16 protein-coding genes are annotated in these 13,390 nt (G+C 63.5%); 10 read left to right on the top strand and 6 right to left on the bottom strand.

The window, feature by feature from the left end:
* Positions 1 to 63: 63 nt before the first annotated feature.
* Positions 64 to 618, top strand: a complete 555-nt coding sequence (gene phnN, locus Q0603_RS04770; protein ID WP_298722831.1) for a phosphonate metabolism protein/1,5-bisphosphokinase (PRPP-forming) PhnN — start codon at positions 64 to 66, stop codon at positions 616 to 618.
* 72 nt (positions 619 to 690) lie between these two features.
* On the top strand, positions 691 to 1,344 hold the full coding sequence (locus Q0603_RS04775; protein WP_298722834.1) for a LysE family translocator: 654 nt from the start codon (positions 691 to 693) through the stop codon (positions 1,342 to 1,344).
* Here the strand turns inward: Q0603_RS04775 and Q0603_RS04780 are convergent.
* Entirely contained in the window at positions 1,341 to 2,033 is a 693-nt protein-coding gene (locus tag Q0603_RS04780) for a DUF1045 domain-containing protein (RefSeq protein ID WP_298722837.1), read from the bottom strand. The genes Q0603_RS04775 and Q0603_RS04780 overlap by 4 nt on opposite strands.
* 160 nt (positions 2,034 to 2,193) lie before the next feature.
* On the opposite strand from Q0603_RS04780, the gene phnC reads away from it, so the two are divergent.
* Genes phnC through phnE form a run of 3 tightly spaced genes read left to right on the top strand, consistent with a single transcriptional unit; the run spans position 2,194 to position 4,979 of the window.
* Complete coding sequence (gene phnC / locus Q0603_RS04785; protein ID WP_298722840.1) at positions 2,194 to 3,069, top strand: phosphonate ABC transporter ATP-binding protein; 876 nt, start codon at positions 2,194 to 2,196, stop codon at positions 3,067 to 3,069.
* Between the two features lie 33 nt (positions 3,070 to 3,102).
* Positions 3,103 to 4,107: a phosphonate ABC transporter substrate-binding protein gene (gene phnD, locus Q0603_RS04790; RefSeq protein ID WP_298722843.1), complete on the top strand. Its 1,005-nt coding sequence runs from the start codon at positions 3,103 to 3,105 to the stop codon at positions 4,105 to 4,107.
* Between the two features lie 59 nt (positions 4,108 to 4,166).
* Complete coding sequence (gene phnE, locus Q0603_RS04795) at positions 4,167 to 4,979, top strand: phosphonate ABC transporter, permease protein PhnE (RefSeq protein WP_298722846.1); 813 nt, start codon at positions 4,167 to 4,169, stop codon at positions 4,977 to 4,979.
* Between the two features lie 90 nt (positions 4,980 to 5,069).
* On the opposite strand, the gene Q0603_RS04800 is transcribed toward phnE, so the two are convergent.
* The 3 genes from Q0603_RS04800 to Q0603_RS04810 form a co-directional block, all read right to left on the bottom strand.
* Entirely contained in the window at positions 5,070 to 5,246 is a 177-nt protein-coding gene (locus Q0603_RS04800) for a hypothetical protein (RefSeq protein ID WP_298722848.1), read from the bottom strand.
* Between the two features lie 80 nt (positions 5,247 to 5,326).
* A complete protein-coding gene (locus Q0603_RS04805) occupies positions 5,327 to 5,815 on the bottom strand; it encodes an RT0821/Lpp0805 family surface protein (protein WP_298722850.1) in 489 nt (162 codons plus the stop codon).
* Between the two features lie 241 nt (positions 5,816 to 6,056).
* Positions 6,057 to 6,347 (bottom strand): glycine zipper family protein, encoded by a 291-nt coding sequence (locus Q0603_RS04810; RefSeq protein ID WP_298722854.1) that lies wholly within the window; start codon positions 6,345 to 6,347, stop codon positions 6,057 to 6,059.
* A 197-nt stretch (positions 6,348 to 6,544) separates the two neighbouring features.
* Between Q0603_RS04810 and Q0603_RS04815 the strand changes: the two genes are divergently transcribed.
* Genes Q0603_RS04815 through Q0603_RS04825 form a run of 3 tightly spaced genes read left to right on the top strand, consistent with a single transcriptional unit; the run spans position 6,545 to position 9,339 of the window.
* Positions 6,545 to 7,135, top strand: coding sequence for a hypothetical protein (locus tag Q0603_RS04815; protein ID WP_298722857.1), 591 nt, complete (start codon positions 6,545 to 6,547; stop codon positions 7,133 to 7,135).
* Positions 7,119 to 7,841 (top strand): response regulator transcription factor, encoded by a 723-nt coding sequence (locus Q0603_RS04820; RefSeq protein WP_298722860.1) that lies wholly within the window; start codon positions 7,119 to 7,121, stop codon positions 7,839 to 7,841. The genes Q0603_RS04815 and Q0603_RS04820 overlap by 17 nt, the downstream gene beginning before the upstream one ends.
* The gene (locus Q0603_RS04825) at positions 7,834 to 9,339 is read left to right on the top strand and encodes an ATP-binding protein (RefSeq protein WP_298722863.1); all 1,506 of its coding nucleotides are present in this window, start codon (positions 7,834 to 7,836) and stop codon (positions 9,337 to 9,339) included. Before Q0603_RS04820 ends, Q0603_RS04825 begins: the two co-directional genes overlap by 8 nt.
* Positions 9,340 to 9,347: 8 nt before the next feature.
* Here the strand turns inward: Q0603_RS04825 and Q0603_RS04830 are convergent, their stop codons facing one another.
* Positions 9,348 to 9,920: a DUF308 domain-containing protein gene (locus Q0603_RS04830; protein WP_298722866.1), complete on the bottom strand. Its 573-nt coding sequence runs from the start codon at positions 9,918 to 9,920 to the stop codon at positions 9,348 to 9,350.
* Between the two features lie 163 nt (positions 9,921 to 10,083).
* Here Q0603_RS04830 and Q0603_RS04835 point away from each other — a divergent pair, with 163 nt between their 5' ends.
* Positions 10,084 to 11,094, top strand: coding sequence for an adenosine deaminase (locus Q0603_RS04835; protein WP_298722869.1), 1,011 nt, complete (start codon positions 10,084 to 10,086; stop codon positions 11,092 to 11,094).
* On the opposite strand, the gene Q0603_RS04840 is transcribed toward Q0603_RS04835, so the two are convergent.
* Positions 11,084 to 12,010, bottom strand: a complete 927-nt coding sequence (locus tag Q0603_RS04840) for a LysR family transcriptional regulator (protein WP_298722872.1) — start codon at positions 12,008 to 12,010, stop codon at positions 11,084 to 11,086. The genes Q0603_RS04835 and Q0603_RS04840 overlap by 11 nt on opposite strands.
* Before the next feature lie 143 nt (positions 12,011 to 12,153).
* On the opposite strand from Q0603_RS04840, the gene Q0603_RS04845 reads away from it, so the two are divergent.
* On the top strand, positions 12,154 to 13,359 hold the full coding sequence (locus Q0603_RS04845; RefSeq protein ID WP_298722875.1) for an acyl-CoA dehydrogenase: 1,206 nt from the start codon (positions 12,154 to 12,156) through the stop codon (positions 13,357 to 13,359).
* Positions 13,360 to 13,390 lie beyond the last annotated feature (31 nt).

Genomic DNA, 13,390 nt, shown 5'->3' on the forward strand with positions numbered 1-13,390 from the left:
GCATTTCACGATGTTGCCGGAAGAGGCCGCCGCCATGATCGCCACAGTGCTGAGCGTTGCGTCATGACGGGCCGTTTGATTCTGGTCGTCGGCCCCAGCGGGGTCGGCAAGGATGCCGTCATTGACGGGGCGCGCGCCGCGCTGAAAGAGCGTTCTGACGTGGTGTTTCCGCGCCGCTACATTACGCGGCCCTCCGGTCTTGCCGGCGAAGATTACATCGGCATCACCGAAGAGGAGTTTGCCGTCAAAAAGAATCAGGGCGATTTCGCATTGTCCTGGGGTGCGCACGGATTGCATTACGGGATTCCGGCCAGCGTCATCGCCGACTGGAAGGCCGGCAGACAGGTGGTGATCAATGTCTCGCGCGCCGTGATCGATCAGGCGCGGCAGAAATTTCCCGGCCTGATCGTGGTGCTGATCACGGCCTCACCAGATGTACTGCGCGCCCGCCTGATCAAGCGCGGCCGTGAAACACCGGCCGAGATCGAGGAACGCCTGGCCCGCGCCGCGGCCTTCACTCTGTCGGGTGACGATGTCGTGGTGCTGAACAACGACGGCGCGCTGGCCGATACGGTGCGGCAGTTTCTCGCTCTGCTGGAGCAGCAGCCGGTTTCATAATGCGGTCTGCAACGGCGTGCATGGCGGCAAAAAATCGCGCATGATCGCCGCCTGACCGCCCGGAGCGTTATCATGAGCGCCATCATGGATATCCTGCCGTCCCTGCTTCCCTTGTTCAGCATTCTCGGCGCCATCGCGATTGGCGCGGCCAGTCCGGGGCCAAGCTTCGTGCTGGTCGCGCGCACCGCCATTGCCGGCTCGCGCGCCGTCGGCATCGCTGCGGCCTTCGGCATGGGGCTGGGCGGCATGACCTTTGCCAGCCTGGCCTTGCTGGGCTTGGTGACGTTGCTGATGCAGGTCGGATGGCTGTATCTGGCGCTGAAGCTGATCGGCGGCGCCTATCTGCTTTATCTCGCTTTTCTGATCTGGCGCGGTGCCACGCAGCCGCTGCGGATGGAAACGCCGCAGGCGGAAGCAGGGCGCGGTGTGTTGCGTGCCTTCTTTATCGGTCTGGCAACGCAGCTCAGCAATCCGAAAACCGCCGTGGTCTATGCCAGCATCTTCGCGGCCCTGCTGCCGGCCGATCCGCCGCTCTGGATGACCTTGCTGCTGCCGCCGCTGCTTTTTGCGGTCGAGTTCTGCTGGTACTGCATCGTCGCCGTGGCTTTCTCAGCCCCCAGACCGCGGGCAGCCTATCTGCGCTCGAAACGCTGGATCGACCGGCTGGCGGGCGGCGTGATGGGCCTGCTGGGCGCCCGGCTGATTTTCGAAGGCGCGCGCGGCTAGCCGCCGAAGCGATAGCGGCCGGCGATGCGGAAGGGCGCGTCGCTGGCGGGCTGCACGAACAGGCAGATCTCGTCCACCATGAAAGGATCGCGGATCAGGGGCGCCGTTTGGGCTTGCAGATGCCGGAACAGCTTCTCGCGCTCGGCGGCATCTTCGATGCGGCCGGTCAGCGTGAAATGCAGCCGGAACTCCTCCATCACATAAGGATAGCCCCAGGCCGCCAGATATTGCTCCTGGCGCTCGGTCAGCCCGGCGGCGCGGCGGCGGGTAAGTTCGCTCTCTGACGGGGGCGCGCGGAAGCGGTCAAAGTCGCGCACGCAATCGGCGGCCAGCGCGTCGATCTCAGGACAGGGTGCATCGGGCCGCAGGGCCAGGAAGCTACCTAAGACATCCAGCTTCAACCGCAGGCGGATCGGCTTGCGTGCCGCCACGAAGCGCTCAAGCGCGACGATGAGCTGTCCTTCATCGCAGCCTTCCGCCAGATGGAAAGGCGGCTTCAGCGTGCCGTGAAAGCCGTAGCGCCGTGGCTCTGCGGTCAGCGCGGCAATGCGCTCCGCGTTTAAACCGGCCGCTGGCTTGATGGGAAGACCCTCGCCGGTCTCCGGGTCCCAGCCGAGCCATTCGGCTGCGAATTTATGCAGCGGGCCGTCGGCAGGCGGAGCGGCATAGAGAGCAAAGCGCGAAGCCATGGCGGGTTTCCCTAGACAAATTCGTTATGGGTCCTGATTCCGGCCGGAGGCAGGTCCGATTTCATCCAGGCGACGCCGATCTGCAACAGAAGTGTCACCCCCCGTCGCTATCACCGTCTGCGACAGCGACGGGCCAACAGGGAAGAGCCGAGGGAATCGCATGCGGGCCGCCATCGAGATCGCCCATCTATCGAAAACCTTCCGGACGGGCAAGCGCGCACTTGAGAATATCAGCCTGACGATCCAGCCGGGCGAAATGGTGGCGCTGATCGGCGCGTCGGGTTCGGGCAAGTCGACCTTGCTGCGTCATATCGCCGGTCTCATGCCGGGCGACCGCGGCGCGCATGCGCAGGTCATCGTCAATGGCCGCATGGTACAGCAAGATGGACGGATCGCGCGCGGCATCCGCCGCACCCGCGCCGGCATCGGCTTCGTCTTCCAGCAGTTCAACCTCGTCGGCCGCATGCCGGTGATCACCAATGTGCTGGCCGGCAATCTGGGCTGCATGCCGCTGTGGCGCACGCTGCTGCGCTGGTTTACCGACGAGCAGCGCCGTATCGCCATCCATGCGCTGGACCGGGTCGGCATCGCGCCCTGTGCCTTCCAGCGCGCCTCAACCCTATCCGGCGGCCAGCAGCAGCGTGCAGCGATTGCCCGCGCGCTGGTGCAGAAGGCAGGCGTGATCCTGGCAGATGAGCCGATCGCCTCGCTTGATCCGGAAGCCTCGCGCAAGGTGATGGAGAGCCTCGCCGACATCAATCGCAACGACGGCGTCACCGTTGTGGTGTCGCTGCATCAGGTGGACTTCGCACTGAAATACTGCCGACGCGTCATCGCGCTGCGTGACGGCAGGGTGGTGTTCGACGGCGCCGCCAGCGGCGTTACGGCGGCGCTGCTGCGCGGCATCTACGGCAACGATACCGGTCTGGAATTTGGCGATCTGGATGGCGGCTGGTCTTCGTCCGCCGCCGGCATGCCGCCTGTCCCGGTAGCCGCGCAACGCCTGCTGCTGCAGCCCGAAGCCATGCCTGCCTGATCCTTCGCGTCATCCATCAACGGGAGAGAACCAATGCTTCGCCGCACCATCCTGAAAGCCACAATGGCAAGCCTCGCCCTGGCCGCCTATGCGCAGAACATCCAGGCATCCGAGTTGAAGGAAGTCAATTTCGGCATCATCTCGACCGAGTCGAGTGCGAACCTGCGGACGGTATGGGAGCCGTTCCTGGCCGATATGGAGAAGCTGACCGGCTATAAGGTGAATGCCTTCTTCGCGCCCGACTATGCCGGCGTGATCGAGGGCATGCGCTTCAACAAGGTGCAGGTGGCCTGGTACGGCAATGCCTCGGCCATGCAGGCGGTCGACCGCGCCGATGGCGAGATCTTCGCGCAGACCACCTCCAAGGATGGCGCGCCGGGCTACTGGTCGCTGCTGCTGGCGCATAAGGACAGCCCGATCAATTCGCTGGAGGACGTGCTGAAGGCGCCGGGCAAATACACGCTGGGCAATGGCGATCCGAATTCGACCTCCGGCTTCCTGGTGCCGGGCTTCTATGCCTGGGGGCAGAACAATATTGACGTGCGCAAGCATTTTGCCCGCGTGGTGACAGGCAATCATGAGGTCAACGCGCTCGCGGTGGCCAACAGGCAGGTCGATCTGGCGACGAACAACAACGAGAACCTGGAGCGCCTGCAGAAAAGCCAGCCGGCCAAGGCGGCCGAGGTGAAGACGATCTGGAAATCGCCGCTGATCCCGTCCGATCCGATCGTCTGGCGCAAGGATCTGCCGGAGGCCGACAAGACCAAGATCAAGGCCTTCTTCATGACCTATGGCACGCGGCAGCCCGGCAAACCGGCCGAACGGCTCAATCGCGAGCTCAAGGTGCTGGCCGATCTGCAATGGGGACCGTTCCGCGAATCCTCCAACAAGCAGCTTTTGCCGATCCGTCAGCTCGCGCTGTTCCGCGACAAGCTGAAGATCGAGGCCGACGCCAATATGGCGGCGGATGAGAAAGCCAGGAAGCTGGCCGAGATCGAGGCCAAGCTGGCCGATCTCAACAGGCAGATGGGCTCGTAAGCAGCATTGCTGGGTGGCTGGGTATCCCAGCCGCCCGGCATGAATCCGGCGAGGTTTCCATGACTGTACCTGCGGCTGCCATCACGAAGCATCCAATCCATCCGCCCAAGGCGGGACTGAAAACCTCTTTGGGCAAGCTGGCGGTCTACGCCCTGGCGGCAGCCATGCTGATCTGGTCCTGCAAGGGTGCTGAGATTGCGCCGATGAAGCTGATCGCCGACGCCGGCAACATGACGGTCTTCCTCGGCGATTTCTTCCCGCCGGATTTCAGCGAGTGGCGCTACTATCTGTCGGAGCTGGCGATCACGCTGCACATCGCCATCTGGGGAACGTTGCTGGCGGTGATCTTCGCGGTGCCCTTCGGGCTGCTCGCCTCCGCCAATATCACGCCGGCCTGGCTGCATCAGCCGGTCCGCCGCCTGATGGATGCCTGCCGCGCAATCAACGAGATGGTCTTTGCCATGCTGTTCGTCGTGGCGGTGGGGCTCGGACCCTTCGCCGGCGCATTGGCGCTGTTCGTCCATACCACCGGCATCCTCGCCAAACTCTTTTCCGAAGCCGTGGAGGCGATCGATCCGCAGCCGGTGGAAGGCATCCGCGCCACCGGCGCCAACGCCATCGAGGAGATTGCCTATGGCGTGATCCCGCAGGTCATGCCGCTCTGGGTGTCCTACTCGTTGTATCGCTTCGAATCGAATCTGCGCTCGGCATCGGTCGTCGGCATGGTTGGTGCCGGCGGCATTGGCGTGGTGCTGTGGGAGGTGATCCGCAGCTTCGATTTCGGCAAGACCTGCGCCGTGATGATCATGATCATCCTGCTGGTCAGCCTGGTGGATGTGATCTCGGCGCGAATCCGTAAATTGCTGATCTAGAATCGGTTGCGACCGGCATGAAGGCGACATAAAAAAAGCCCGCTTCGAAGGCGGGCTTTTTGTCTGATCGATTTCTTTGAGCGACGCGGCTCAATGGCGCGTCGGCCAGGATTTCTCGGCCTTCTTCAGGCGCATCTTCGGCGCGATCTGCCAGGCCTTGGCGACCGTTGCGTATCCCTGGTTCGGCGCGGCGAAGGCCGCCAGCCGCTCGCGCGCTTTTTCCAGCGCTTCCTGGGTGACGTAAAGCAGCAGTGTATTGGTCAGCATCTTCGCCTCCATTCGGCGATTCTGGGGATGATCTGTTTACGAATTCTTTGGGCGAATTCGTTTTTAGCTGGAATTCGTTTTTAGCTGACGGTTTGCCAGCCGCCGTCAGGCATCCGGCAGGCTGTTCCGTACACGCGTTTATCCTGGCCGCCAATTACGGCGGTTGTTTGATACTCCCGGCAATAACGTCCATCCCGCTCGAAAGTATGGAGCGGCGTGACGGCATAGCCGGTGCCTGTTGCGCCATACCACTGCACGGCAGAGTGATCGGGCGCATATTCCAGAACGCGGCTGACGCAGGATTGATCCACGTCATCCATGCTGCGGGCGATGGGGCTGCCGACCAGGATCGTGGCCGCCGGCATCGTAGTCGTCGGCGCCGTCGTTGCGGCGGTCGCCAGTTTCGGGGTTTCGGCGTTGCCGGCGCTGTTCATGCTGGCCTTGGCGGGGGCGATCTCGGCGCTGGTGAGGCTGCCCATCAGTTCCTTGGCGAGCAGATTGCGGTCGCAGGTACCGTGATTAATCCCGTATGGCACGGCGTAGACCATATAAGGCTGCGGCGCAGGCATATAGCGGGGCTGCTGGAAGGGAACCTGCCCCCGCCAGCCCTGGGGGGAAGCCCAGGGCGACGGGGAGGCAGGGGGGGGCGGATCTGCCATCGCCACCCCGGATAACACCGAGGCGACGATGGCAGCGGCCAGGCCGAGGGTGGGTCGGCGACCAGGCCGCGGCGCGGCGATGGAGGGGGTGCTCCACCACGGGGTTGAGGCAGGCATGACGCGCCGCTCCGCTAACTCAACCAAAAACCAGTTACTTCTTGCTCTCATGATAGAGCAGACCGCCAGCTGTGCCCGCGGCAGCGCCGATCAGCGCACCGGTTACCGTGCTGCCGGTCAAGGCACCGACCGCCGCACCGCCTGCCGCCCCGAGGGCGCCACCGGATAAGGCGCGTTGCTGCTGCTCGTTCAAACCCGAACAGCCCGCCGCCGCCAAACCGGCCAAAGCAAGGGCAACGATCTGCGACTTCTTCACTAAACGGACCTCCGTAAACCCTTTGCGTAAACCCTTGCCGATTCTTTCACTTAGCGATTTCTCTTTCACTTAAGCGATTTCACTGAGAGGAGGAATCGGCGTGAACGTCTTGTTGAGACAAGACTTGTCCGAACTTGGAGGCCGCAGCAATGATTATTTAAAACCGTCTGCGTTTTATTGCGGCAGTCACAAGTATATCGGCTTTAGATCACAATTAGGTCACAAGTTTTACTATAAGCTAATGACTTCCTCACTCAGGGTTGTTTTTGCATCTGTTCCAATCTGAAAGAATAAGGTGGCTTTTCGGCTACGCGGCGCTTGCGTATCGTCCAGACATGCCCGATTCGTTTTTCCAGCGACGTCCTTGGTGTCCCATGCTATGGGCGCTTGTCCTGCCCATAGCCTTGGCGGGCTGCGATTTTCTGCATCGCGTAGAACCGGAGCCGGACGTCGTGATGGAGCCGGAACTGCCGCCGTCAGAGCTGCCGCCGGTACAGGACGCTCGGCCAATGCCGCCTTTGCCGCGGTCGAAGCCGAATCTGGCAGTGCATCATCAGGCCGCACCTCAGGCCGCGCCGCAGATACCGGTGATGACGGATGGCGTGCCGGTGGTAATGGGGCTGAACCGCGATGGCCTGACGCGGCAGTTCGGTCAGCCGCTTCGCGAACGTGACGCGCCGCCGGCAAGAGTGCTTGAATTCGGCGGCGGCGAATGTGTGCTGGCTGCCTATCTTTATTTCGATACCCAGCGCAACGATTTTTATACGCTCCAATATGAAGTGAATGGCATGCCCGACAAAAACCCCGCGACAGACGCTTGCCTGGCAAGGATCGCCCGTGATGCCGGTCGCCGCTGATGCTCCGCTGATCGCCGTCGTCGACGACGACGGCCTGTTCCGCGATACGGTTTCGGCCAATCTGGCGGAAGCCGGCTATCGTGCCATAACCTTCGAAGGCGGCGCGGTGCTGCTCGATTGGCTGCTTAAAGGCAATCGGCCCACCGCATTGCTGCTGGATTGGCAGATGCCCGATCCCGATGGTCCGGCAACATTGGAAAAGCTGCGCGCCGCCGGTCACGATTTCCCGGTGCTGTTCCTGACTGGGCTCAATCAGCCGATCTTCGAGGAGAAGGGGCTGAAGCTCGGCGCCATCGACTTCGTCGACAAGAGCAAGAGCTTTGCCATCATCCTGCAGCGCCTGCGCATCGCTCTGACCACCAAGCAGCCGGCCGCCAATCCGGCCGCCGAACAGGGGCCGACGGGACTGATGCTGGATGTGGCCAGCGCGCGTGCCGCCTGGAACGGCCAGCAGGTCGATCTCACCCATGGCGAGTTCAAGGTGGTGCAGTTGCTGGCGCAGCGCATCGGCCGTGATGTCGGCTATCGCGAGATCTACGACGCGGTGCGCGGTGCGGGTTTCGAAGCGGGACAGGGGCCGGACGGCTATCGCGCCAATGTGCGCGCGATGGTGAAGCGCATCCGCCAGAAATTCCGCGATCTTGATCCCGACTTCGACGCTATCGAAACCTATCCAGGCTTCGGTTACCGTTGGCGTCATGGTTAAGCGGGAAGGGCGTTTCAGCCGGCTCGGCCGCTCGTTGACTCTGCGGGCGTTGCTGGTGGCGGCCCTGTTCATCGCCCTGCCGCCCATTCTCTACGTCACATTCCGCCAGGCCGATCTCGACCGGCAGCGCCTGCTGCTGGAAAGCATCCGCGTGAAAGGTTTGACGGTCGGGCGCGTGCTGGAGGAGCGCCTGCAGCGCGCCGACATGATCCCGCTGTTCCGCCTGGGCGAGGAGCTGGCGCGTTTTCAGACGGAAGGCGTCAGCTTGCGACTGCTGTTCCGGCCGCATGACGGACCGCCGGACGCGGGTTTTCTCTATGTCGCCTCGGCGCCGCCGGTGCCGCCTGATGAACTGGAGCGTGAGCAGCGCGAACTGGCCGATGCCGGTGTGCTGGAGCAGCTTGGCGCCACCTGCGGCGGCGATCTGCCGCTGGCGCTGCGCATCGAGCGCCAGGATGGCGCGGCAGAACTGATCTCGGCGATCACGCCGGTGCGGACGCAGCGCGGCTGCTGGGCACTGGTGATTTCCAACGATCTTACCGAAGCCTCCGAACAGCGCCTGGGGCAGCCCTACTGGAAGGCGCCGGAAGTGCAGATCGCGGCGGCGATCTATCTCGGCTTTGCCGCCATCGTGCTGCTGATTGCCTTCGATCTGTGGCGCGGGCTGCGGCGCTTTACCGAAACGGCGCGGGCGGTGGCCGAGCGCCGAGTCGAAGGCCTGTTCGCGCAGCGCAACAAGATTCCTGAATTGCAGCCGGTCGCCATCGCCTTCGACCGCATGGAAGACAGCCTGCGCGCCACCGCATCCGAATTGCGTCAGGCCGCGGAAGAAAACGCCCATGCCTTCAAGACGCCGCTGGGAACGATACGGCAGGCCCTGGTGCCGCTGCGGCATCGTCTTACCGCCGATGACCGGCGCGGGCAGCAGGCCTTGCAGGCAATCGATGCCGCGCTGGATCGGCTGGATGGCCTCGTGCGCGCCGCACGCCGTCTCGACGATGTCGCAGCTGACCGCCTCGATCCGCCGCGCGAAGCCGTCGATCTGGGCGCGCTGGTCGAGGATGTGGTGGAGACCTTCAGCGACGATGCGGCCACCCGCAACATCACATTGACGACCTCGGTGGAGGCCGAGGCGGCTGCGCCGCGCGGCGGCCGGCTGATCGCCGAAGCGCTGAGTCAGGTGATTGAGAATGCGCTGAGCTTCGCGCCGGTCGGCAGCGTGGTCACGGTGACACTGCATCGCGGCACCGGGCGCGTGCTGCTGATCGTGGCCGATGCCGGGCCTGGCGTCGCACCCGAGCTTCTGCCGCATATCTTCGAGCGGCATGCGTCCTTCCGGCCGGCTTCCGGTGAGAACGGCGAAGAGAAGAAGCCTGACAATTTCGGCCTCGGGCTGTGGTTGGCGAAACGCAACATCGAATCCGTCGGCGGCTCAATTGTCGCCGCCAACCGGCCGGGCGGCGGTTTCATCGTGACTATCATCCTGCCGTCGGTGTGACGGCAGGTTTAAAGAACCATCCGGTCGCGCCTGCGGCGCCGCCAGGCAAAGGTCAGCAAGCCGGCGCCCAGCAGCAGGGCGAAGATGCCGATCACCCAGGTGGCTGCCACGGCGACGGCACCAGGGAAGCTGATCAGCAGCAGGCCGAAAATGACCAAAAGGATGCCGCCCTTGCTGACCGGCCAATCAGGGCCAAGCTGCCGTTTCATCTGCAGGCTGCCGGCGATTTCGATCAGGCCGAACACAAGCGCCCAGGCGGCAACGAAATAGACCAGCAGCACCACCGTCACCGCTGGCCACAGCACGCTGATCAATCCGATGGCGATGCCGACGCAGCCTGTCAGCATCAGGAAGGCGCGCTGCGGCAGGCCGGCGGGCATGCGTATCGCGCTGAACAAGGTGATGAGGCCGTCCACCAGGGCATAAGCGCCGAACAGGATGACCAGAAACTCCAGGCTGATGCCCGGCCAGAAGATAGCGATCAGGCCGAACAGCAGCGCTGCAAGGCCGCGCAGCACGATCAGCCACCAGAGGCGGTTCGGCATCGGCGCCGCGGCGCCGGGCGGCATGCGTTCGACCATCGACGGCTCCTTGTCTTAAACTCTGCACTCAGCCGCGAACAAGCATGGCGGCTCTTCAAGGAATATAACTGGCACTGATCGTGTTTGCACCGGTGCCGCCGTCACAAGAGGACCGGTTGCCGCGATAATTGCCGCCACTATGCCGGCGCGCTAGAGTCATGCCATGGCCGATCCCACTCACTTCATCGCCGGATTGCCCAAGGCTGAGCTGCATATCCATATCGAAGGCAGTCTGGAACCGGAACTGATGTTTGCGTTGGCCGAGCGCAACGGCGTCAGCCTGCCTTACGTCAATGTCGATGCGCTGCGGCAGGCTTACCGCTTCGGCAATCTGCAGGATTTTCTCGATCTCTATTATCAGGGCATGAGCGTTCTGCTGCACGAGCAGGATTTCTACGATCTCGCGATGGCGTATCTGCGACGCGCCGCCGCGCAGAATGTCCGGCATGCGGAAATCTTCTTCGATCCACAGGGTCATACCGAACGCGGCGTGGCCTTCAAGACGGTGATCGACGGCCTGTGGCGCGCCCTGAAAGATGCCGAGCGCGAATTCGGCATCACCGTGCAGCTCATTCTCTGCTTCCTGCGGCATCTCGACGAAGCCAGCGCGCAGCGTACGCTGGATGAGGCTTTGTCATGGCGCGACCGCTTCATCGGCGTCGGTCTCGATTCATCCGAGAAGGGCCATCCCCCGTCGAAATTCCAGAGAGTCTTCGCCCGTGCGCGGGAACTGGGGCTGAAGGCAGTCGCGCATGCCGGCGAGGAAGGGCCGCCGGACTATGTGCGCGAGGCTTTGGACCTCCTGAAGGTGCAGCGGATCGACCACGGCAACCGGGCGCTGGAAGATGCGGAGCTGACGGCGCGGCTGGCGCGCGAGCAGGTGCCGCTGACGGTTTGCCCGCTGTCGAACCTGCGGCTTTGCGTGGTCAGCGATATGAAACAGCATCCGTTGCGCCGCATGCTGCAGGCCAATCTGGTGGTGACGCTGAATTCGGACGATCCGGCTTATTTCGGCGGCTACGTGAACGAGAATTACCAGGCCGTGCAGCAGGCGCTGGATCTGACGCGGGACGATATTGCCATTCTGGCCCGCAACGGCTTCAAGGCCGCTTTCCTCGACAGTGCCGCGAAGCAGCGCCATCTCGACGCGCTCGACGCCTATCTCAGGACTTAGCCGCCGGATCGGCAGCCGCTAAAGGCTTGGCGGTTTCCACCAGCCAGTCGCGGAAGGCGCGCAGGGCCGGGTCGTTGCGCTTGGCTTCCGGGTAGAACAGGCAATAGGCCTGCTTGCTGCCGATCGTCTGCGAAAAGGGCGCAATCAGCTCGCCCTGTTTCAATTCGCGCTCCACCAGAAAGCGCGGCACGATGGCGGCGCCGAGGCCAATCACGGCAGCCTGCACCACCATTGAGAATTGGCCATAACGCGGACCAAGCGGCACCGGCGGGCAGGCGATGTTCAGGGCCGCGAACCAGTCCGCCCAGGCGGTGGGGCGCGTCGCCTGCTGCAGCAGCGGGATTTTGAACAGGTCTTCCGGCTTGCGGATGCGATGCCGGGCGAGCAGCTTCCTTGCCGCAACCGGCACCAGCTCTTCTTCGATCAGGCGGTCGACCACCGCGCCCGGCCAGACTGGATCACCGAAGGAGATCGCGGCATCCAAGGGCTCGGCCGTGAAGTCGAAGGTCTCAATGCGCGTCGGCAGGTTGATGGTGATCTGCGGGTGCTTGGCGGCGAAATCCGGCAGACGCGGGATCAGCCAGCGGGTGCCGAAGGTCGGCAGGGTGGCGATATTCAGCGTCGCATTGCCTTCGCGCGCCGCCATGGTGTTGACGGTTGCCCGGCCGATACGGCCGAGCGCCTCCTGCAATTCCCGGGCATAGGCGGCGCCGGCGGGGGTCAGCACCACACGCTGGCGGATCCGCTCGAACAGCGTGAGACTGAGCAGCTCCTCCAGAAGCTGCACCCGGCGGCTGATGGCGGCCTGGCTGACATTGAGCTCATGGGCTGCCGCCGTGAAGCTGCCATGGCGGGCGGCCGCCTCGAAAGCCATCAGGGCGGATAAGGGCGGCAGGAAACGGCGGGGAAGGGCCATAAAAAGTTGATAACCTCCGGTTATCAATTAATAGCGAGAATTCGTTTGCGCGCCAATGGCCGGTCTGACAGCTTGCCCCTTCCGCCAAGGGGTTTAGACTCCCGGCCCATTATTCATTCCGTCACGTCCGTCCGAGGAACGCCATGAACGTACAAGCCGCCAAGCCCGCCTCCGCCGCCAAGGCCACCTTCAAATGGGATGATCCCTTCAATCTGGAGGCCGAGCTGACGGAAGAAGAGCGCCTGGTCCGCGACACCGCCCGCGACTACTGCCAGAACAAGCTGCTGCCGCGCGTGAAGGAAGCCTTCCGCGAGGAGAAGACCGATCCGGCGATTTTCCGCGAAATGGGCGAGCTGGGCCTGCTGGGCCCGACCATCGAGGGGTATGGCTGCGCCGGCGCTTCCTATGTCGCCTATGGCCTGATCGCCCGCGAAGTCGAGGCGGTGGACAGCGGCTATCGTTCGATGATGAGCGTGCAGTCCAGCCTGGTGATGCATCCGATCTATGCCTATGGCACCGAGGCGCAGCGCGAGAAGTATCTGCCCAAGCTGGCCCGCGGTGAGTGGATCGGCTGCTTTGGCCTGACCGAGCCGGACCATGGCTCCGATCCGGGCAGCATGAAGACCCGCGCCAAGAAGGTCCAGGGCGGCTATGAGCTGACCGGCGCCAAGATGTGGATCAGCAATTCGCCGATCGCCGATGTTTTTGTCGTCTGGGCGAAGACCGAAGACGGCGTGATCCGCGGCTTCGTGCTGGAAAAGGGCATGAAGGGCCTGTCGGCGCCGAAGATTCACGGCAAGCTGTCGCTGCGCGCCTCGATCACCGGCGAGATCGTGATGGACAAGGTGTTCGTGCCGGAAGACAACCTGCTGCCGAATGTCGAGGGGCTGAAGGGCCCATTCGGCTGCCTGAACAATGCCCGTTACGGCATCGCCTGGGGCGCCATGGGCGCGGCGGAAGCCTGCTGGCATCAGGCCCGCAGCTATGTGCTGGAGCGCAAGCAGTTCGGCCGTCCGCTGGCGGCGAACCAGATCATCCAGCTCAAACTGGCCAACATGCAGACCGAAATCGCGCTCGGCCTGACGGCTGCGCTGCGCGTCGGCCGTCTGAAGGACCAGGATCTGGCAACGCCGGAAATGATCTCGCTGATCAAGCGCAACAATTGCGGCAAGGCGCTGGAAATCGCCCGCATGGCGCGTGACATGCACGGCGGCAATGGCATCCATGAGGAATATCATGTGATGCGCCACCTGATGAATCTGGAGACGGTGAATACCTACGAGGGCACGCATGACATCCATGCGCTGATCCTCGGCCGTGCCCAGACCGGCATCCAGGCTTTCCAGTAAGCCGTTTCGAAAGCAAAAGGCGGAGGCGCCG

This window comes from uncultured Ferrovibrio sp. (genome assembly GCF_937960835.1).
Classification (GTDB): Bacteria; Pseudomonadota; Alphaproteobacteria; order Ferrovibrionales; family Ferrovibrionaceae; genus Ferrovibrio.